Consider the following 22,000-nt stretch of genomic DNA (forward strand, 5'->3'; position numbering starts at 1 on the left):
CTGTTGTAATGAGTCATTCTGTACAAATAAAAAACGCGCTGATTTCTGTTTATTACAAAGACAACCTTGAACCTATAATTCATGAGTTGAACCGCCTTGGTGTAAAGATATATTCTACCGGTGGTACCGAAACCTTTATCCGCGATCTTGGTGTTGATGTTATTGCTGTTGAAGATCTTACCTCGTATCCGTCTATCCTGGGCGGCCGGGTGAAAACCCTGCACCCAAAGGTGTTTGGCGGCATACTTGCCCGCAGAAGTTTTGATAGTGATGAGCAGCAACTTGTACAGTACGAAATACCGGAAATTGACCTGGTGATTGTTGACCTTTATCCCTTTGAAGAAACCGTAAACTCGGGCGCGAGCCAGGAGGATGTTATTGAGAAGATAGATATTGGCGGAATCTCGCTTATCCGGGCGGCAGCAAAAAATTATAAAGATGTTGTAATTGTTGCTTCTAAGAATGACTATACCGAACTTGAAGAAATATTAAAAAGGCAGCAAGGTGCAACCACTATTGATCAGCGCCGCCGTTTCGCTCAAAAAGCATTCAACATCTCTTCAAACTACGATACGCACATTTTTCAGTACTTTGACCATAGCGAGCCGATGCCTGTTTTTAAACAGAGCATCCAAACCAGCCAGGTTTTACGATATGGCGAAAATCCGCATCAAAAGGGTATCTTCTATGGTAACCTTGATGCGATGTTTACCAAGCTTAACGGCAAAGAACTATCTTACAACAACCTGGTTGATGTGGATGCGGCCGTCGCTTTAATTGACGAATTTACCGACCCCACCGTAGCTATTTTAAAACATACCAATGCCTGTGGCGTTGCAACCCGCACATTTATAAAAGAGGCTTGGATAGATGCACTGGCCTGCGACCCGGTTTCGGCTTTTGGTGGTGTTATTATTGCCAACGACGAAATAGACGCCGCTACCGCTGCCGAAATTGATAAGATATTTTACGAAGTGCTAATAGCGCCGGCTTTTACAGACGAGGCTATAGATATTCTTTCGGCTAAAAAGAACCGCATTGTATTAATACGCAACCGGGTTGAGTTACCTGTTAAGCAGTTTAAAACCTTGCTTAACGGCGTGATTGAGCAGGATAAAGACCTGGTTGTTGAAGGCCCGGCACAAATGACCCCGGTTACCGAAAAAAAGGCAACAGAGCACGAATTGCGTGACCTTTACTTTGCTAACAAAGTAGTTAAACACACCAAATCAAACACCATTGTTTTTGCCAAAAACAACCAGTTAATGGCAAGCGGCGTTGGCCAGACATCCAGGGTCGATTCCTTAAAACAGGCTATTATTAAGGCCGAGAGCTTTGGTTTCGACCTTAGGGGAGCGGTAATGGCATCAGATGCTTTTTTCCCTTTCCCGGATTGTGTGGAGATAGCAGCAGATGCAGGCATTACAGCGGTTTTGCAGCCGGGCGGGTCAATAAAAGATCAGGATTCCATCAATATGTGTAACCAAAAGGGCATTGCGATGGTTACCACCAGAGTAAGGCATTTTAAACACTAATTAAAGATCAGAGATTTGGTAATTAGAGATTAGGGCCAGTGAGGTTGTATCAAAGAAGTTATTACTTTTTATGACTAACTAATCTCCAATATCTGATTAACTAATCTCTAATAACAAATACGAATTTTTAAAAATTAGAGTTATTAATTACTAATTTACACGAATATAGCGCCCGTGTTATTTGGCGCAATACAAGTCTTAATATTCAAATTCCAGCTAATCAGAATAACGCCAAATGGGTTTATTTAATTTTTTTACGCAAGAGATAGCTATTGATCTGGGTACGGCCAATACCCTTATCATACATAATGATAAAGTTGTTGTTGATGAGCCCTCGATAGTGGCGTTTGACCGTACAACAAACAAAGTAATTGCCATTGGCCGCCAGGCTATGCAAATGGAGGGCAAAACCCATGATAATATCCGTACCGTTCGCCCGCTTAAAGATGGTGTAATTGCCGACTTTAACGCTGCCGAGTTGATGATACGCGGTATGATCAAGATGATAAACCAGGGAAAGGGCTGGTTCTTCCCATCGCTGCGTATGGTTATCTGTATCCCATCAGGTATTACCGAGGTTGAGAAACGCGCCGTGCGCGACAGCGCCGAAATTGCAGGCGCCAAAGAGGTGTACCTGATATACGAACCAATGGCCGCTGCGGTAGGTATTGGTATTGATGTTGAGGAACCTATGGGTAACATGATCATTGATATTGGCGGGGGTACAACCGAGATCGCCGTTATAGCGCTCTCGGGTATCGTATGCGATCAGTCTATCCGTGTGGCGGGCGATAACTTCGACTCTGATATAGTTCAGTACATCCGCCGCCAGCACAACATTATGATAGGCGACCGTACTGCCGAGAAAATAAAAATTGAAGTGGGCGCCGCATTACCCGAACTATCTGAACCGCCTGCAGATTTTGCCGTACAGGGACGCGACCTGATGACGGGAGTACCGAAACAGATCACGGTATCTTACACCGAAATTGCGCATTGCCTTGATAAATCCATCTCGAAAATTGAGGAAGCGATATTGAAAGCATTGGAAATTACGCCGCCCGAGCTTTCTGCCGATATTTACCAAACGGGTATTTACCTTACCGGCGGTGGTGCATTGCTGCGCGGACTTGATAAACGTGTGGCCGCTAAAACCAAATTACCTGTGCACGTTGCCGAAGACCCGCTTAGGGCGGTTGTGCGCGGCACCGGTACAGCCCTTAAAAATATAGGTAACTTTAAGTTTTTAATGCAATAATTTTAGATGTTAGATATGAGATGTGAGATATGAGAAATGCTATTTTCTTTGATCTCAAATCTGATATCTCACATCTCATATCTAACAAGCAATGCGTAACCTCCTGATATTTATCACCAAGTACAACGCATTCTTTTTGTTTCTCATTTTCGAGATAGTTTCGCTCATCATCTATATCAAATACAATTCGTTTCAAAAAGCATCTTTTATTAACAGCACCAACCAGGTAACCGGTAATTTATATGCCAAAGCCGATGAACTAAAGGGGTACCTGTCTTTAAAGGAGGTGAATGATAAACTGGCAAAAGAGAACGCCCAGTTACGTAACCAGTTACGGTCATCAAAGTATGCAGATACGGTTGCACATAAAATGGTAAATGATACCATTTACAAACAGCAATACGAATATATCGAAGCCCGGGTTATCAATAATTCGATAAATAAGCGTAATAACTACATAACCATTAGCCGCGGCAGCCGCGATGGCATTGAAAAAGGTATGGGGGTAATTTCCAGCCTTGGTGTTGTTGGTAAAGTGATGTTTGTGGGCGAACACCTGTCTATAGTGCAGTCTTTGCTTCATAAAGAGTCGCGTTTTAGCGCCATGCTCGCTACCAATAAAGAAATAGGGTATGTTGAATGGGGCGAGGGTATGAACCCCCAGAAGGGCTTACTTGTAGATGTATCTAACAATGCGCAGCCTAAGATTGGCGAAAATGTGGTTACATCAGAACTATCACTTTTTCCGGCCGGTATAACCTTGGGCAAAGTAAGTAAATTAAAGGCCAAGGGCGGCGGTTTTTTCCTGAATATGGAAATAACCTTTGCAACCGACTTTAGCAAACTGGAATACGTTTACGTGATAATTAATAAGTTTGCCAAAGAGCAGGCGGGATTGGAGGCCCGGGAAAAAAAGGATGAGTAGGATAATTTTGATAAACCTGTCGCGATTTGTAATACTTGTCTTGCTGCAGGTTTTTTTACTTAAAAATATTTCGCTGTATAATTTAGCGGTGCCATACCTGTACATTCTTTTTATACTGTTGCTGCCTTTTGAAACACCCAACCTGGTACTTTTTGCGCTGGCCTTTATATTGGGTTTAACCATTGATGCCTTTTATGATACCCCCGGCCTACATGCTGCTGCCTGTACGCTGCTTGCCTTTGTACGCATACTTTTTATTAGCATAACCGTACAAAAAGATGGCTTTGATAACGAGCCCGAGCCCACCCTGAGCATTATGGGTTTCACATGGTTTTTTACGTATGCACTTGTGCTTACGCTGTTTCATCATTTCTTCCTCTTTAATCTGGAAGTTTTCAGGTTATCTGAAATTACTTATACACTAAGCCGGTTTTTATTGAGTTCAATATTTACAGTATTTTTGATGCTGGTTTCGGGCTTGTTGTTTTTCAGAAAGAAAGAGCGTAAATAAATGAATAGTTTTTTTGAGCGTAGATATGTAATAGCGGGGATATTTATAACCCTTTTGCTGATACTGCTGGGCAGGCTATTTTACATACAGGTGATCGACGATCGTTATTTTCTGTACGCTCAAAATAATGTGGTACGCCGGTATGTTCAGTATCCGGCGCGCGGCCCTATCCTTGACCGTACCGGCAAAATAATGGTTCAGAACGAACCGATATACGATATTATGGTGGTTCCAAAACAGGTAAAGCCATTTGATACCGTTGAATTTTGCAAACTTTTGGGTATTGACAAAGAAGGCTTTGATAAGCGCTTTGCAAAGGCTAAGGTTTATTCGCCCATCAGGGCATCTGTATTTGAAAAACAACTTACGCTGCAATCTTACGCTGCCTTCCAGGAAAGGCTGTCAGAATTTCAGGGATTTTACCCCGTTCAACGCTCAGTGCGCAGCTATCCCGATTCGGCTGCGGCGCAGTTTTTAGGTTATATCGGCGAAGTTACCGACGCTATTATTAAACGTTCGGGCGGATATTACAGCCCGGGCGATTATGTGGGTATCACCGGGGTCGAAAAATCATACGAAACCATTTTACGCGGACAGCGTGGTGTACGTAATTTGATATATGATTCGCACAACGTGCCAAAAGGTAGTTACGCTAACGGTGCTTACGATACAGCTGCTGTAGCCGGCGAACGACTGATATCGTCGCTGGATATGAAGATCCAGAAACTGGGCGAAAAACTAATGCAAAATAAGGTAGGGAGTATTGTGGCTATAGAGCCATCTACAGGCGAGATACTTTGCTATGTGAGCAGCCCGACCTACGACCCCAACTTGCTGGTGGGCCGCGAACGCGGTAATAACGCAGCTAAATTATACAAGGACCCCTATAAACCGTTTTTCACCAGGCCGGTTCAGGCATATTATCCGCCCGGCTCGTCATTTAAGCCACTAAGCGCTCTTATTGCGATGCAGGAAGGGGTGATTACACCGCAAACTATCTACCATTGCCCCGGGTACTACCAGGCAGGTAACCGCCGCATCAAATGTTTTCAGGGCGAGGTGCATGGTAATGTAGACCTGGCCAGTGCAGTTGCCCATTCATGCAACGGTTATTTTGATATGGTTTTTGAGAAGCTGGTGAACCGGCGCGGCCCCCGTTATACAGATACCTCATTTAATTACTGGCGTAATAATGTTGCCAAGTTTGGGCTGGGCGCTAAGTTGGGCCTTGACATGCCTAACGAAAACCGGGGCAATTTGCCAAAAGCTGCATACTACGATAAAATGTACGGTGAAGGCGGCTGGCGTTCAAGCACTGTAATATCATTGGGTATTGGGCAGGGCGAATTATTGGCTACACCATTGCAGCTTGCTAATATCGAGGCTACCATAGCTAACCACGGTTATTATTACAAGCCGCATTTGGTAAAGGCTATTGGAGATAAAAAAGTGATAAAACACGAGTATAAGGTACGCAACTATGTAGGGGTCGATTCGCAGTATTTTGAACCGGTTATAAACGGTATGCAAAGTGTGGTTGACTACGGTACGGCCAAAGGGTCAAAAATACCGGGTATCATCATGTGCGGCAAAACCGGTACCGCCGAGGTCAGGAACCATAAAGACAACTCGGTATTTGTTGCTTTCGCGCCGCGCGATAAGCCCAAAATAGCCATTGCTGTTGTGGTCGAAAATTCCGGTCAGGGCGCTACGTGGGCGGCACCAATAGCCAGCTTTATTGTTGAGCAGTATTTGCGGGGCAGCATATCCAAGCGCCCGTCGGGCATCAGCCCAGAATATTATATAGATAAGAACCTGCTGCCCGAAATTGTATTGAAACCGGCCGATAAAGCCAAACTGAGGGCCGATTCGGCAAAAAAAGTAAAGGCTGATTCGATTAAAAAGCACAAAGCCGATTCACTTAAGCAAGCCAGCCTTAAAACGGCACGAAATAATGTCGCAAAAAAAAGCAGCAGCAGTGAATTGCGGGTAAGTACAGAAAATCAGCCTGAACTTGTCGAAACGGGTGCCGAAGGGCTTTCTCAACTATGGTTTGATAGGCTCACCACGACATCCGATTTTACCGTGGTACTGCCAAAACGAAAGGACGATGAATAACCAGCAGCGAAGTTTCTTTTTTAATGTAGATTGGGTAACAGTGTTTATCTATCTGGCGCTATGCGTTATTGGCTGGTTCAATATCCGCGCCGCCGTATATGACGAAAGCCATAGCAGTTTGATAGATATGAGCACCGAATATGGCAAGCAGTTTATTTATATTGTTTCGGCGTTGGTTATCGGTACGGTCATACTTTTGCTCGAGAGCCGTTTTTTGTCTGCGCTGGCACCGGCGTTTTACATAGTGACCGTTATTTTGCTGTTTATTGTACTGATTGCCGGGCACAATGTAGGTGGTAACCAGGCGTGGATAGATATGGGCGGCGGGTTTAGACTGCAACCGTCGGAGTTTGCCAAATTTGCAACCTGTTTGTTGCTGGCTCGATACCTGAGCGCCACGAATGTAAAGGTTACCGACCCCAAATCTTTTCTGATAGCGGGCGGTATTATTTTGCTGCCCATGATGCTGATAAAGCTGCAGCCGGACGACGGGTCGACCCTGGTATTCTGTTCATTGATATTTGTACTTTACCGCGAAGGTTTGTCAGTCTATTTCCTGATCGTAATGGGCTTGCTGGCGACGCTATTTGTATCGGCTTTGCTAATAAACGTGTGGTTTATTATTATAGCAATAATTGCGGCAGCTGTGTTGCTGCTGCTGATGTTTAGCCGTAACCGCAAGTTTGCAACAGGCCTTATCATTGCGGCTATATTATCTATTGGTTTTGTTTTTTGTGTTAAACCACTTTATTACCATGGTTTAAAACCACACCAGCGTGTGCGTATAGATGAAGTACTCGGGCTCTCTAAAGATCTGCGCGGCGTAGGTTATAACCAAAACCAATCAAAAATAGCTATTGGTTCGGGCCGTATATGGGGCAAAGGGTACTTGCAGGGCACTCAAACCAAATACTCCTTTGTACCCGCACAAAGCACCGACTTTATATTTTGTACCGTAGGCGAGGAGTGGGGCTTTGCAGGTTCGGTTGTGGTGTTAGGCTTATACCTTTTTTTACTACTGCGGATAATAATGATAGCCGAGCGGCAGCGCGCCCCATTTTCGCGTATTTATGGCTATGGTGTGGCATCTATCATATTTTGCCATGTGGTTATCAATATTGCTATGGCCATAGGGTATATGCCGGTTATAGGCATCCCGTTGCCTTTCATCAGCTATGGCGGCTCATCGTTATGGAGTTTTACCATATTACTGTTTATCCTGCTAAAACTCGATTCGAACCGGATGGGCATGATCTACGCGTAGCGCCTTTTCAACAAAGCATAAAACTTATCGGCGGTTGCCTTTTTACCCTCCCAGTTATTTTTGGTTACGTAATTGGTTTTCAGGAAACGGTCGGCTTCTTCAAAGCTCGAGAAGCGGTTCACTATTTCAATCGCTTCGCTGTAAGCAAGGCTGTAACCATTAAACAGGTCTTTTACAAACAGCAGCTTATCGTTTAGGCTTATAATTGTTTTGATATCTTTTACGGGCGCTTCGGCGGGCTCGGCACTGCTTATTTGATCTCCCCTTAATTGCGCCGACATTTTTTGGTTTAAGGTAAGCACCTTTTGTGCTTCAGCTGGTTCCTCGGCCTTAACTTTTGGTGTATTGTCAATAACCGGCTCGGGGTTGGTAGGCACAATATTCGGTTCTGCGGTTTCATCGTCAGCGGCAGTAATTTCGCCGTCTAAAATGTTCTCCATGGTCACCTCCGGAAATTTTCTGGTTTTGTCGGCAGTAACCACCGGTACAACCTCTTCTTCTTCGTCCCAGTCTTCGGCCTCATCTAAAATCAGTTCGTGCCGTATGGTTTCCGGCTCTTCGCGCTCAAACGAATAACTGTCCGTATCACTGCCGGTATGCAAATCTATTTCCGGTGCAGGTGTTTCTTCATTAACCGGAGTAATGTCCAATTTAACAGGTTCGGGCTGCGCGGTTTTTTCGGGGTCTGGTTTAGACCATGCGCGATCCGTTATGATTGGTTTTACCTGTTGTACCAGAGGCTCGAAATATTTAGGCTCATAGGTAATGGCTTTCTTTATTTCCTCAACCACAGGCTTTTGCGGTTCCGGTTGTACCCGTATCGTTTCGGGTTGCTTTTTTTCTTCAATGTGCGGGGGCAGCGTATGCTGTAACTGCTCCTTTTGAAGGTTAAGTTTTCTTAATATTTCGGCATGATCTTTTAAAAAGTGGGTGTTGGCAACAAACAGTTCCAGTTCAAGGTCGTTAAGGTTGTCTGCAGTGTTTTGCAGATACTCATATTGCTCGTTAAGTTCTTTAATTATTGCGCCGGTCTTTCTAAATACTTCCTGCTGCTTCATGGCTTTAATGTTAGAAAATTGCTTCTCAAAAATAGCATAAAATTCTGATATTAGCCCCTCACAAAAGAATTGAGACGTTGTACAATCAGGAGATTTTTAAAAGGCGGGACGAGATTGGGGGGAGTATTGAAGTTGTCTGTGGATCAATGTTTTCGGGTAAAACCGAGGAGTTGATAAGGCGCGTTAACCGTGCGCGCATAGCAAAAGTTAATGTAGAAATTTTTAGTCCTTTAGCCGATACACGTTACGATAAGAGTGCCCTGGTATCGCATAATCTTACTTCTATTCCATCAAAGGCGGTTGGTAAGGCAGCCGAAATTTTGCCGCTTGCCGAGCACATCCAGGTTGTAGGGATCGATGAAGCCCAGTTTTTCGACGATGAATTACCCCAGGTTTGCCTGGCCCTTGCCAATAGTGGCGTAAGGGTTATTGTTGCCGGCCTTGATATGGATTTTAAGGGCCGCCCTTTTGGAAGCATGCCCCGTATAATGGCTATTGCCGATTCGGTTACAAAGCTGCACGCGGTGTGTGTAAAATGCGGTCAGCAGGCCATGTACTCGTATCGCCTGGTGCCAAATGAGCGCCGGATATTGTTGGGCGAAAAAGAAACTTACGAAGCCCGTTGCCGCACTTGCTTTAATTTAGACGGTGAAATATAACTGATTAACTTTCCCTTATAACATCTGCCTGCTTTATGCCGCCACGGATAACCCCTTAATATCCAAATTGGCGTGGCGAATACATATTGCGCATGTTGCTTTTATTTTACCTTTGCAAACAATGCCGGCAGCTAAATTAAATAGTTCAATACAGTTAAACAGGCCCTTGTGCTATTTTATATTAGGCTGGGCGATATTGAACACCGTGCAAGCTTATACCCTGGAACTGCACGCCGACGAGGCTTACTATTGGATGTTTGCCCAAAAACTGGATTGGGGGTATTTCTATCATCCGCCTATGGTGGCGCTTTTTATCAAAGCAGGCGATATGCTTTTTCATAACGAACTGGGCGTTCGGCTGATAACGATACTTTCTAATAGCCTTGCCATCTACCTGCTATGGCTTATCGTAAAAAAATATGCTGTAAGTACCAAATGGTTTATAGTGCTGATTTCCGGCGTATTGATTTTTCATGTATATGGCTTTACCAGTACGCCCGATGCACCTTTGTTTTTTTTCGCGGTATTGTTTTACTACTTGTACCAGCGATATATTGATGAGGATAGCTGGCTAACCGCTTTTATGATAGGGGTGGTAGTTGCCTGTTTGCTTTACAGCAAGTATCATGGCGTGTTGCTTGTTGGGTTCACCCTGTTATCAAACATTAAATTATTTACCCGGAAAACGTTTTACCTGGCCATTATAACCGGGCTTATCGTGTACACCCCACATATCTTGTGGCAAATGCACCGTGGATTCCCAGCGGTAAATTATCAACTGTTCGAGCGTTCGTCGGCATTTGGGTACAATATCAGCATAAGCACAACATTTATTTTAGGGCAGCTTTTGCTTGGCGGCGCTTTGATTAGCTGGTACCTGTTTTATCGCGGCTTTACTACAAAAATAACGGATGTTTTTACCCGTTGCCTGATGGTAAATGCTGTAGGCACCTTTGGCTTTTTCCTGCTAAACACCTTAAAAGTTAATGTTCAGCCGCATTATACGCTCATTGCATTTATTCCATTAATATGTTTAGTATTAATCAGCTTTAAACGCGAGAACTTTAACGCGAGATGGTTTTACCTACTGGCTTTAGCCAACATTACATTGATCCTCATTTTGCGTTTATCGTTGATAGCGGGTTTCCCCTTTATTAAAAAAGCAGAGGCCCTAAAAAGCTATTTTGGTTTTCATGAATGGGCGAACCTGGTACGCCAAAAGGCCGGCAACGCTTTCGTAGTGATGGACGAAGGTTTTCAAAATCCGTCAAAGTACAGCTTTTACACCAACAGCCTTAAAGGATTTGGATACGATTCGCGTTATTACGGGCGCACCATGTTTGATATCTGGCCAATGGAAGACAGTTTACAGCATCAGCGTACATACTATCTGCTTAAGTACAAAATGCCGGGCGTTACTACCGATAGTATAAAATGCGATGCAGGTACCTGGTACGGCGGTTGGGTTGATGATACCCGTACCTACCAAAAGATAGCTATAGATGCGGGGAAAACCGAAATAAAAGCCAAGCCCGGGCAAAAGGTACATTTTGACCTTACCGTTACTAATCCATATCCTTTTGCAGTTAATTTTATCAACGCAGGTTACAAGCACCCGGTGATTTTAGAGGCTTGCTTTTTTACCCATGTTACACCGGTAAGTGTGCAGCCGGCTGATAGCGCTTTCAATACCCTTGCATTTACACCGGGCCAAAGCCTGCATTATAAAATGACCGTAACCGCCCCGATACACAAAGGTACATTCGACTTGTTTTTTTCTATACGTACCGAGCCGTTCACGGGCAGTAAAAACAGCGGCATAATAAAGTTTACAGTTGAATAATTACGATACAACATGATCAGGAAGATATACTTCATTTTACTAATAACAGTATTAACTGCAGGCGCTGCAAGGGCGCAAAATGTAGATTTCCATATAAACGGCATGGGCTTTTTTGATAACCGCGAGTATAAAGAGTTTGTGACCCGCTCGCGTACCTATTCGGGTGTTCGCATCGCTGCCGATGTTGGTTTTAATATTGATAGTGCCAATCATTTTGTATTTGGCGCCAATGCCCTGCACGAGTTTGGCGGCAACCCTTTTTTTGTGCGGGTAAACCCGGTTGCCTATTATAGCCATACCGGAAAGAAATGGCTGTTCAATGCCGGCGCTTTTTCGCGCGAAGGGTTGCTCACGGATTACCCCCGCGCCATGCTGAATGATACGCTGCGTTATTACCGGCCCAATGTAGAGGGTTTGCTAACGCGATTTAAAAGCAGCCATATTACCGAAACTGTTTGGATAGACTGGGTAAGCCGCCAAACCAATGTAGACAGAGAGCAATTCCTGTTTGGTTTTTCGGGGAAGTACCAGCCATCGCTGAGTGGGCCATTTTATGTGTCGCATTATTTCTTTTTGCTGCACGATGCAGGCCCGGCAATCGCCATTCCTGATGACCATATACGCGATAACGGCGCTGCGCAGATCAGGCTAGGCGCAAACTTAAGCCACAAAACATTTTTAGATTCGCTTAGCTTCGAGGCAGGCGGCATGCTTTCATTAGAGCGCAGCCGGGGGATAGACGGGTGGCAGAAACCAAAGGGCCTTGTATTGGCCGCTTACGCCAGCTATAAACGCTTTGCCCTTAACGATGAATTTTATAAAGGCGATGGCCACCACATTGCTTTTGGTGATGCTTATTATCAGTATAAAACGTATAACCGTTTAGATATTATTTATACGCCGTTTATAGCGAATGGGTTAAGGGGGCAATTTGTATTAAGCCTGCATAACACCCCGGGACGGTTCAGCAATCAGGAAGCATTCCGCCTAACGTACGATATTGGCCGTAAGCAGGTGGCAAGGTTTAAGGATTAGGAATCATTTGGCTTGTACATCGGCTTTGATAACGCAGTATCTATCCCCTGGCTACTGCTTAGAATGATAAACTTTTTTTCAGATAAGTATAGTTTTTTATCTTCGCCGTATACATCTATCTCCCTATGAAAAAAGTACTGATACTACTATTACTTATCGGCTTGGCCATCCCTGGTAAATTATTCGCGCAGCAAAACCGTTTTTCGGGCTGGGCGGCATTATTTCACACACAAAAGTTTTCAGATAAATGGGGCATGTCGTTTGACGCTCAGTTCCGCTCGGCAAACCATTACGATTATTTGCAAAACGTATTACTTCGCCCTTCGGTGAACTACTATTTCGACAATAATAAAATGGCTGCTTTGGGTTATGCTTATATCTCAGCCAACAACCATTTGCCAACCGGGGCAAAAACATTCCGGCCCGAGAGCCGTATCTGGCAACAGCTTATCATCAATACAAAAATAAGCAAGGCCGCTACGCTACAGCACCGTTTACGGTTAGAACAGCGTTTTTTGGGTAACACCACCAATAAAACCGACCACTACTTTGCCCAGCGTGTGCGCTACTTTGCAAGAGCCGTAGTCCCGCTAAAAAAAGCCGAAACCTTTACCAAGGGCCCGTTTGTAGGCCTGCAGAACGAGGTTATGGTGAATGTGCAAAACAACCATAAGGTAAATAATCATTTTTTTGATCAGAACCGCGCCTATGCAGCGGTTGGATACCGGGTGCATAAAAAGGCCGATGTAGAGGTTGGTTACCTTAACCAGTTTGTACAGCAAACGGCCGGTACTTACTTTAACCATGTTTTACAGGCGGCCATATACACCCGGTTTTAACAGTAAAAATAAGCGGTGCAGGTAAACGTTAAAGTTTATATATTGCATAATGCCCAAACTTAGTAACGACCAGCATATACGGCAACTGGCCAACTTAGAGTTGCTTGCCCGGCAGGTTGTTGAGGGCTTTATAACCGGCCTGCACCAAAGTCCGTTTCATGGGTTTTCGGTCGAGTTTGCCGAGCACAGGTTGTATAATAATGGCGAATCGGTAAAAAATATCGATTGGAAACTGCTGGCCCGCACTGATAAACTTTTTGTAAAGCAGTTTGAAGAAGAAACCAACCTGCGTTGCTATTTACTGCTGGATACCTCGTCGAGTATGAACTTTCCGGCAAATGGTACAAGCAAGCTGCAATTCTCCATCTACGCCATAGCGTCGTTGATGTACTTGTTTAAAAAACAGCGCGATGCCTTCGGACTGTGCCTGTTTTCGGACAAGGTGGATTGGATGAGCCCGGCCAGGTCAACCTCAAAGCACCTGTTTCACCTGTATGCCGAGCTTGAAAGGGTGTATGATAACCCCCGGGGAAATACTACTACCAGCATTGCCCGGGTGTTGCATCACGTAGCCGCCGGGATACATCAGCGATCAATGGTTATTGTTTTTAGCGATATGCTGGAGAATAGTCTTGACGCCAAAAAAACACGACAGCTTTTTGCCGCCATACAGCATTTAAAATTTAAAAAGCACGAGGTGATCATTTTTAATGTAACCAGCCATAAAAAAGAGCTCGAGTTCGACTTTGATAACCGCCCGCATCATTTTGTCGATATAGAAACCGGGGCTGAAGTACGCGTACATCCCAATAAAATCAGAGAGAGCTATCAATCGGCCCTGAGAGCGTACCGGCACCAGCTTGAATTGAAGTGCGCCCAGTACCACATACACCTGGTAGATGCCGATATTGACCAAGGTTACAACAGTATTTTAAAAGAATACCTTATTAAACGTAACAACATGATCTGAGCGCGTTGCAAGCGGCAAACGGCGAAATGAATTTTATATTGAACATAACTTAAACTTTAACAAACTATTTGACTCCATTACGTATTATTTACACATTTAACAACGTTTGTGAAATTGGCGAAATCAATTTAGCAGGCATGGTGTTAATGAATAAACGCATCTTTTTTGTATGAGACTTTCTGTAGAACGAAAACCAATAAGAGTAAATCCTGATCCGAAGCGTGTAATTGCAAGATTTTTTTTTAACGGGAACGACCGGGCTAAAGAGGTTTTACAACGGGTAATGGGCATCAGCGAAGACGAAGCATTTGGTATTGTATCGCCCTTACTGCAGGAATACTCTAAGCGCCACCGCAACATTACCCGGGTTTTAAACCGGCATTGCAGCAAGTTAAAACCTCTTTTTAACGAACTGGGTATTGATTTTGATACCCTTACCGTGTACCGTAAACTACTGATAGGATCGTATTTTACCCACGAATATTCTATCGAGTCGGCTGCTTTTTTTAACCCATCTATTATCGAAGACCCAGATCAAACAGAGATGGAAGACGGCCAAAGGCGTGTTATTATCAGCTTTAGGGCGGTAGGTGAGGGGCACATTTCATCTATAACCTTTCGCAGGGCAATGATTGATAAGGATAACCAGATCACGGTTATGCCGGCCGGCAGCTACATCGATGAGGCCGAAATTGTACGCAACGCTGTATATAACAAAAAGCTTTTTTTTGAAAAAGCAGCTATTACGCAGATCAATATAAATGTGCTTAACGAGCTGGAGGACAAACTCGATCATCATTTTGAATATTCTAATCTGCGCCGTATTATACTTGATTCGCAGAAACTGCAGGAAAATGATTTGATGCAGTTAGAATACGATAAGGTGCTTTGGCTGGCAGATTCATATTACGAAATTGTTTTTTCGCTTGACACGGATATTTCTGACCGGGTAATATTCCCTATATCGGAGTACGAACGCAAAGGTATTGAAGACGCCCGTTTTGTTAAGTTTGTGAACGATGACGGAACATATGTTTACTATGCAACCTACACCGCTTATGATGGTTCGCTGATAATGCCCAAATTGTTGCAAACAAACGATTTTTACAATTTTAAAATAATGCCTTTGTACGGTGCCGGAGCGCAAAATAAGAACCTGGCGCTTTTCCCGCGAAAAATTAACGGCCGTTACGCCATGATATCCCGCATAGACGGATGTAACAATTACATCATGTACTCGGATAAGATCAATATTTGGGAAAAGCCCGTTTTGCTGCAGCAGCCTAAATTTACGTGGGAGTTTGTGCAGATAGGCAACTGCGGATCGCCCATTGAAACTAAGGACGGATGGGTGATAATAACGCACGGCGTGGGTCCAATGCGGCGTTATGTGCTAGGTGCAAGCCTGCTTAAACTGGATGACCCCACCATAGAAATTGGCCGCCTGAAAGAACCATTGTTAGTACCCAACAGCGATGAGCGCGAGGGATACGTACCAAACGTATTATATTCATGCGGGTCTATGATACATAATAATAAGCTTATTATACCATACGGCATATCAGATTCATCTACATCATTTGCCGAAGTTGACCTTGACGAGTTGCTGGCCAGGTTTAAGGAAGACGGGATAGATTGATATTCGCCTCTTGTCATCCTGAGCGATAGCGAAGGATCTATTAGCAACTTTGCAATCGCCGATAAGCACGTCGGTGAATAGATGCTTCACTACGCACAGCATGACAAGAGGTTAAAATCCTAATATTCGCTGATAAAGCTTAAAATAATCACTCGCCATTTTCTCTTTAGAAAACTGCGAACCTGCCCATTCCCGGCAGTATTTGCGATCGATAGAACTGAGCTGGCCAATAACGTCAACTGCTTCTTCAACCGTATTTACTAAGAAACCCGTTTTTTCGTGCTGTATCAATTCAGGCATCGAACCTTTATTGAAAGCTATCACCGGCGTTCCACAAAGCATAGCCTCGGCAACGCTCATGCCGAACGGCTCAGCAAAATTTATGGGATGCAGCAGCGCCAGCGCGCTGCCTAAAAGTTCGTTGCGCTTATCAGGGCCGGCCGGTCCAATATAGGATATCTGTTCGTTAAGATGAGGTTCAACCCGGTCTTTAAAATAATTTTCATCCTGTATTATACCCGCAATTATCAATTTTTTTTGGGCCTTTTTAGCTATCTGTATAGCTTCAACAGGGCCTTTATCGTGATGGATACGACCAAAGTACAACAGGTAGTCCTGCGGTTTTTCGGTAAACTTAAAAGCGTCTGTATCTAAACCATTGTAAACAGTGGCAATATACTCGAGTTCCCGACTGCGGTCGGCGTTGCTGATAGAAACGTAATGCCCACGTGCGTTATACTTCTTATAAACCGGTATTATGCGCGGCGACGAAAACCCGTGAATGGTAGTTATTACCGGCGTATTGATTAATCCTGTATACGTAAGCGGTAAAAAATCAAAATTGTTATGAATTATATCAAAATCACCTGCCTGTTCCATCAGGTTGCTGATATGCAGGCATTCCAGCACCTTAGCGTCCTGCGTCCGGTCTTCCTCGTAACCTTGCCGGCAAACGTGTTGTAGCTTACCCTGGGTAATAGAATCACCTGTGGCAAAGAGGGTAACATCTACCCCCAGCTTAATAAGGCCTTCGGCGATATTTGATGCTACCTGTTCCCATGGCCCGTAATGCCTGGGCGGTGTGCGCCAGGCAACGGGCGCTAATACGGCTGCTCTCATTTAACACATCTTTACCTGCTGATCTATCTTGTTATACTCGTATTCCAGTTCAAACGCCTTTAATACGGTAAGGTGCGATATCATGTAAGCAAGTGTACTTTCGGCGCCCTGGTTACGGTTGATGCCGGTGGGTAGCAAGCCATCGCAGCACCCCTTGGTCTCGTGGTCATACAGCGGCGCACGCAGTGTATTCTCGCCCAGGAACCATTTGTAGCTCAGGAACATTTTCTCGATGTACCGCGGTTTACGGAAGATCTGGTAGGCCTGGAAATGCATAAGCACCATGGCCATTGTTTCGATAGCCTGCTGGTCGAAAGTAGGGAAGGTACCGCCGCGGTAGTACCAGCCATCGTTGCCCACAGGGCTCAGATACCCGTTTGACAGGGTTAGCTTATCTAAAAACGCCATGGTTTTAAGGGCGATATCTTTGGCCTTCTGGTTGCCGGTTATCTCGCACGAGTGCAGCAGGGCCAGCGGCAGGATAGCATTATCATAGGTCATGCTTTCTTCAAACCACTCCCAGTCATCAGATCGTGTTGATTCGTAGGCATCTATTAACGGCTGGGTTAGGCGTACCAGTTCAGCTATCATGCCCTCATCGGTAGGATAGGCCTGCAGGTATAAAGCAATACCAATAATGGTGTTAGCCTGCCCCCTTATATATTTTAACGATTTAAAGTGCGGGTACGATTTATGGAATAGCTCCAGCGCGAACTCCCGATAGGAGTTACTTGCTGCGCAGCTGATCAAATGACCTAATGCCCATATGGTGCGTCCGAAGGAATCTTCTGAGCCTACCTCGTCCAAATACTGGCGGTTAAAACTCAAGAAATTCCGGAAATTACCATCCTCTGTTTGCATGTAGTGGATATAGCTGAGGTATATCGGCAATAATTTATATGCATCATTGCTTTTATTGCGCTGGTAGGCCATTAGGGCCATAATAAGCGCACGCGCGTTATCATCAAGGCAGTAACCCTCTTTTAAGTTGGGTATCCCGTATTTAGCGTGCTGTACAATACCTGTATCGTCTGTTAAACGTAAGATGTGTGCAAGGCTGAACTTTGGTAATATCTCGGGGTCTACTATGCTGTTCTTAAGTATTTTATCGCTAAAGTCATGGGTAGCTGCAGCCTCCTGCGCAACCCGTATATATTCGGCGCCGGTTGCCGGCCAGCGCAAATGCAGTCCGTATTCGTAAGCGTTTTCCTTTAATTCGTTTAGAGCGTGCTCGTTATCCAGCAGTTCATTTACTGTTTCGGCAAGCGCATCGGCGTTCTTGAAATCAAATAAGCGGCCGCGGCCATCGGCCAGCAGTTCGGTTGCATGCCAGTAAGGCGTTGATACCACCGCCGCACCCGCACCCACAGCGTATGATAAGGTACCGCTGGTAATTTGCGCTTCGTTAAGGTATGGCGTAACATACACTTCTGCAGCGGTAAGATAATTTATCAATTCATCTTCGGCCACAAATTTATTAATGAATGACAGGTGCTGTGATACTTTTAACTGCGCTGCAAGATTTTTAAGGTGGTCGCGGTACTCTTCTCCCGAATTTTTAATAACCCCGGGATGGGTATTGCCTAGTACAACGTACATAACATCAGGGTGTTTAGCCACTATTTTAGGTAGTGCTTTAACAACCGTTTCCAGGCCTTTATTACGGCTTAACAAACCAAATGTTAACAGTACGCGGTGGTTTTTAAACTGACTTAAGCTTTTAACGGGGTTAACCTCGGGTGCTTCCAAATCAGGTACGCCATGCTCTATTATCTGAATTTTTTCGGCAGGGATATCATAAATAGTAGTTAAAAACTCAACAGCGCGTTTGCTCATTACAATTATCTTTGACGATTGCTCGGCAATTTCGCGGATAATAATGCGCTGTACGTAGCTTGGGTCCTTTAAAACGGTATGTAAAATAGATATCAGCGGTTTCTCTAAACGGTTTATCAAAGGCAAAACGTAAATACCGCTTTCTCCGCCATAAATACCAAACTCGTGCTCCAGGATACACGCGTCCACATTACTGGTATTTATAAAGTTAGCGGCGCGTATATAATCTTTTTGATGGTTTTGGCGGATAACATATTTAACGTCGGCAGGGTATTCATATTCCTGCAGATCTTCCGAATCATTTAATGCTACTATAAATCCGCCATCAAGCGAGCTTTTCCTATCGGGAAAATTGGCATTGATAGCATGCATTAAATTTTGGTTAAAGGTAGCGATACCGCATTCGCGGGGCGGATAGGTTGATATGTAGGCTATTTTCATGTTTGTTTGTAGAAGTTGCAATTGTTTTAACACCGGGATAGCTTGTACATAAAATTTAAGCCATCGCTGACCCGAAAAGTATGCACTGGTGACCTCAAAAACAGTATTTATACAGGTTATAGGCGCAATTTGTACGGGTACATAGTATATGCATAAATTATACCAATCACCTCAAAAACGGCGCCGTAACTTTCTTTTTACAGTTAAATTATTAATTAGAATTTAAACGCGTGATCTGGAAGGCGCTATTTGAACTGTATGTGTTTGAGAATCAATAGCCTCCATAATGATATCGCATGCATGAGCCAGTTGCTGCCCGGTTATGATGAGAGGCGGGGCAATACGCATGGCATTGCTGCAATGCAGGAACCAGTCGGTAATTACGCCATTATGTATACACCGGTCGATTATTTTTTTGTTCAGTTCGAAACTTTCAAATTCAACGGCGAGCATTAGGCCCTTGCCGCGTATTTGTTTAATGGCCGGATGCACCAGGCGCTGCCTGATAAATGCTTCTTTTTTAGCTACCTGTTCTGTCAGGTTTTCTTCAAGCAAAACCTCCAGTGCCGCCAGGCCGGCGGCACAGCATACAGGATGCCCGCCAAAGGTAGTGATATGGCCCAGTATAGGGTTCTCTTTAAGGGCTGCCATAATATTAACCGGAGCAATAAAAGCCCCAACCGGCATGCCACCGCCAAGTGCTTTGGCCAGCAGCAATATATCGGGCACTACATTAAAATGTTCGAAAGCGAAAAGCTTACCCGTACGACCAAAGGCGGCCTGTATCTCATCGAATATGAGTAATGTGCCCGTTTGGCTGCAGCGTTCGCGTAAGGCCCGCATATACCCCGCATCAGGTACGCGTATGCCAGCCTCGCCTTGTATGGTTTCGAGGATTACGCAGGCGGTTTGTTCAGTGATAAGATCAAGCTCCGGCAGATGGTTAAGGCTAATAAAATTTATGCCCGGCAATAAAGGCCGGTAAGCTTGTTTAAACTCCTCATTGCCCATAACGCTTAAGGCGCCGTGCGTACTGCCATGATACGCCCCCTTAAAAGCCACGATCTGCTGCCGCCCGGTAAAGCGCTTGGCTAATTTTAAAGCACCTTCAACAGCCTCGGCACCAGAGTTGGTAAAATAAACAGAATTTAGTGTGGATGGTAAAACAGAAACCAGCTTTTGGGCGAAGCGTACCTGTGGGGTTTGTACATACTCGCCGTACACCATCAGGTGCATATATTTATCAGCCTGGTGTTTAACAGCCTGCACTACTTTAGGATTACCATGACCCAGGTTACTTACCCCAATGCCCGATATCAGGTCGGTATACGCTTTGCCTTCGCTATCATACATATACACACCTTCTGCGCGTTCAAACTCCAGCAACAACGGGAAATGAGTTGTTTGGGCGTTGTTGTTCAAAAAAAGCTGGCGTAGCGTAAGCATGGTGTAAGTTGTTGTGAGGTTGAAATGTTTTAAAGCTGCAAAGTTAGGATGATTTTTATGGTAACAATGAAATGTCAGGCCGTAAAATCAAAATGACAGTACACTAAATTTGCCCAAACAAAAAAGCAATGCCGGAGCACTGCTTCAAAAACTTTTTAAAGGAGGTCACAACCTCTCAACAATTCTAATTACCTGCGCGTATACTGCGCTCGCTGAACTGTTTGATAAGTTCGTTCCTGAATTCAACCTCGCTTTTATAAAGCGTGCTTACCTTTTCGGGGGGCAATATTTTTAAGAATTCATCGCGATAGTGCTTCCGGATTTCAACCATCTGATTATCCAGCTCCAGCTCTCTGTTTATCTGGTCCATGCCATTGGCTGTAGAACTGGAATTGTTTTGGCGTTTCAATATAGTAACAGCCATCAGATCCTGCTGATACCGGCGGTATACCGGCCAAAATTTGCGCGACTCATCTGAAGTAAGTGCAAGCTGCTGCCCTATAAACTTATCGCGTACTGCCTGAAGCTTTGGATTGCGCGTTTTTGCTTTAACCGCAGATGAAGGCCGGCGAAAGCTGTTTACCTGCGCTACGACGTTGTGGTTGCCTATTGCAAATACTAATAAAAATAAAATATATCCAAACAGCCTGTTCATTAAAAAGTAGTGTTAATTAACATCAATATAGTCCTGCAGGTCGGCATCCAGGGCGTCAGTATTAATTTCTTTATCGTTACCAATTAAGCTACGGGTATCATTGGCATCTACATTTAATTCAAGATAGTCTTTTATTTCGTCTACCGGAATGTTCGATACCTGTTTATGCAGCAGGGTTTGCGTATGGGTAAGCGGTTGTGGCGCTTCCCTTAAAAATGCGCCTGCACCAACTATTAAAGCAAGGCATGCCGCGGTAGCATATTTAAACGTATTGGATGCCCACAGTTTGCGCACAATAGTTTTACGCAACACGGTCTCTTTATTAACCGTTTTATTTAAAATATCCTGGTTAAGCTTTTCAAAGTAATTCTCGGGTACAGCAAAGGCGGGTGCATTGGTATTTAATACCTCCTCAACGGCTATCCTGCTGGTTATTTGCTGTTGCAGGTTGCCGAAATAATCCTGCGGAACCGCAAAGCCTGTTTCTGCCGGGTTTACGGCAGCCTGAATGCTGATGCGACTTTGTATATTATGTGTAAGCTCTTCAAAATATCCTTGTGGTACAGTAAAACCTTTTTCGCCGTTACCCGCAAGTCTGTCGATATTTATCCTGCTTTGTATATTAGAAGTTAGCTCATCAAAATAGTTTTGCGGTACAGCAAAGCCCTGTCCCATATCGTCACCCTTAAGCTGGTTTAATTTTACCAGGGATGATATGCGTTCACCGGCCTCTTCAAAATAGCCGGATGGCACAGTAAACGGGTTTGTTTTATTAAACCGTTTAAGTGACATTTCTTCGTCGGTCCATTCGTTATTCTCCATATCGCTTTTCATACACTGTTATAGATG

General features: G+C 44.4%; 18 protein-coding genes. 12 read left to right on the top strand and 6 right to left on the bottom strand.

Features of this window, described 5'->3' with window-relative positions:
* The first annotated feature begins 8 nt into the window (after positions 1 to 8).
* The 6 genes from purH (at position 9) to rodA (ending at position 7,611) form a co-directional block, all read left to right on the top strand.
* Positions 9 to 1,535: a bifunctional phosphoribosylaminoimidazolecarboxamide formyltransferase/IMP cyclohydrolase gene (gene purH / locus HDC91_RS17565; protein ID WP_183554419.1), complete on the top strand. Its 1,527-nt coding sequence runs from the start codon at positions 9 to 11 to the stop codon at positions 1,533 to 1,535.
* Positions 1,536 to 1,770: 235 nt separating this feature from the next.
* Positions 1,771 to 2,793 carry a rod shape-determining protein gene (locus HDC91_RS17570; RefSeq protein WP_067054626.1) on the top strand — a complete coding sequence of 341 codons (1,023 nt, stop codon included), beginning with the start codon at positions 1,771 to 1,773 and terminating at the stop codon, positions 2,791 to 2,793.
* Between the two features lie 91 nt (positions 2,794 to 2,884).
* A complete protein-coding gene (mreC, locus tag HDC91_RS17575) occupies positions 2,885 to 3,718 on the top strand; it encodes a rod shape-determining protein MreC (RefSeq protein ID WP_183554421.1) in 834 nt (277 codons plus the stop codon).
* Positions 3,711 to 4,229, top strand: a complete 519-nt coding sequence (gene mreD / locus HDC91_RS17580; RefSeq protein WP_183554423.1) for a rod shape-determining protein MreD — start codon at positions 3,711 to 3,713, stop codon at positions 4,227 to 4,229. The genes mreC and mreD overlap by 8 nt, the downstream gene beginning before the upstream one ends.
* A complete protein-coding gene (gene mrdA / locus HDC91_RS17585) occupies positions 4,230 to 6,347 on the top strand; it encodes a penicillin-binding protein 2 (RefSeq protein WP_183554425.1) in 2,118 nt (705 codons plus the stop codon).
* Positions 6,340 to 7,611, top strand: a complete 1,272-nt coding sequence (gene rodA, locus HDC91_RS17590) for a rod shape-determining protein RodA (protein ID WP_183554427.1) — start codon at positions 6,340 to 6,342, stop codon at positions 7,609 to 7,611. Before mrdA ends, rodA begins: the two co-directional genes overlap by 8 nt.
* Here rodA and HDC91_RS17595 read toward each other — a convergent pair.
* Positions 7,602 to 8,669, bottom strand: coding sequence for a hypothetical protein (locus HDC91_RS17595; protein ID WP_183554429.1), 1,068 nt, complete (start codon positions 8,667 to 8,669; stop codon positions 7,602 to 7,604). The genes rodA and HDC91_RS17595 overlap by 10 nt on opposite strands.
* A 92-nt stretch (positions 8,670 to 8,761) precedes the next feature.
* Between HDC91_RS17595 and HDC91_RS17600 the strand changes: the two genes are divergently transcribed.
* The 6 genes from HDC91_RS17600 to HDC91_RS17625 all read left to right on the top strand — a co-directional run bounded on the left by HDC91_RS17600 (position 8,762) and on the right by HDC91_RS17625 (position 15,654).
* Positions 8,762 to 9,328: a thymidine kinase gene (locus tag HDC91_RS17600; RefSeq protein WP_370576865.1), complete on the top strand. Its 567-nt coding sequence runs from the start codon at positions 8,762 to 8,764 to the stop codon at positions 9,326 to 9,328.
* Positions 9,329 to 9,449: 121 nt separating this feature from the next.
* Positions 9,450 to 11,171, top strand: coding sequence for a glycosyltransferase family 39 protein (locus HDC91_RS17605; RefSeq protein ID WP_183554431.1), 1,722 nt, complete (start codon positions 9,450 to 9,452; stop codon positions 11,169 to 11,171).
* Positions 11,172 to 11,183: 12 nt separating this feature from the next.
* Positions 11,184 to 12,206, top strand: coding sequence for a hypothetical protein (locus HDC91_RS17610; RefSeq protein WP_183554433.1), 1,023 nt, complete (start codon positions 11,184 to 11,186; stop codon positions 12,204 to 12,206).
* A gap of 125 nt (positions 12,207 to 12,331) precedes the next feature.
* A complete protein-coding gene (locus HDC91_RS17615; RefSeq protein ID WP_183554435.1) occupies positions 12,332 to 13,045 on the top strand; it encodes a DUF2490 domain-containing protein in 714 nt (237 codons plus the stop codon).
* 49 nt (positions 13,046 to 13,094) lie between these two features.
* Complete coding sequence (locus HDC91_RS17620; protein ID WP_183554437.1) at positions 13,095 to 14,015, top strand: DUF58 domain-containing protein; 921 nt, start codon at positions 13,095 to 13,097, stop codon at positions 14,013 to 14,015.
* A 169-nt stretch (positions 14,016 to 14,184) separates the two neighbouring features.
* Positions 14,185 to 15,654 carry a glycosidase gene (locus HDC91_RS17625; protein ID WP_162429163.1) on the top strand — a complete coding sequence of 490 codons (1,470 nt, stop codon included), beginning with the start codon at positions 14,185 to 14,187 and terminating at the stop codon, positions 15,652 to 15,654.
* A gap of 111 nt (positions 15,655 to 15,765) precedes the next feature.
* Here HDC91_RS17625 and HDC91_RS17630 read toward each other — a convergent pair whose 3' ends face one another.
* The 5 genes from HDC91_RS17630 to HDC91_RS17650 all read right to left on the bottom strand — a co-directional run bounded on the left by HDC91_RS17630 (position 15,766) and on the right by HDC91_RS17650 (position 21,985).
* The gene (locus HDC91_RS17630) at positions 15,766 to 16,773 is read right to left on the bottom strand and encodes a glycosyltransferase family 4 protein (protein WP_183554439.1); all 1,008 of its coding nucleotides are present in this window, start codon (positions 16,771 to 16,773) and stop codon (positions 15,766 to 15,768) included.
* Entirely contained in the window at positions 16,774 to 19,050 is a 2,277-nt protein-coding gene (locus HDC91_RS17635; protein WP_183554441.1) for a glycosyltransferase family 4 protein, read from the bottom strand.
* Positions 19,051 to 19,272: 222 nt separating this feature from the next.
* Positions 19,273 to 20,496, bottom strand: coding sequence for an aspartate aminotransferase family protein (locus tag HDC91_RS17640; protein ID WP_183554443.1), 1,224 nt, complete (start codon positions 20,494 to 20,496; stop codon positions 19,273 to 19,275).
* 184 nt (positions 20,497 to 20,680) lie between these two features.
* Entirely contained in the window at positions 20,681 to 21,151 is a 471-nt protein-coding gene (locus HDC91_RS17645) for a hypothetical protein (protein WP_183554445.1), read from the bottom strand.
* A 12-nt stretch (positions 21,152 to 21,163) separates the two neighbouring features.
* Positions 21,164 to 21,985 carry a hypothetical protein gene (locus tag HDC91_RS17650; RefSeq protein ID WP_183554447.1) on the bottom strand — a complete coding sequence of 274 codons (822 nt, stop codon included), beginning with the start codon at positions 21,983 to 21,985 and terminating at the stop codon, positions 21,164 to 21,166.
* Positions 21,986 to 22,000: the final 15 nt, after the last annotated feature.

Source organism: Mucilaginibacter sp. AK015 (assembly GCF_014200785.1).
Classification (GTDB): Bacteria; Bacteroidota; Bacteroidia; order Sphingobacteriales; family Sphingobacteriaceae; genus Mucilaginibacter.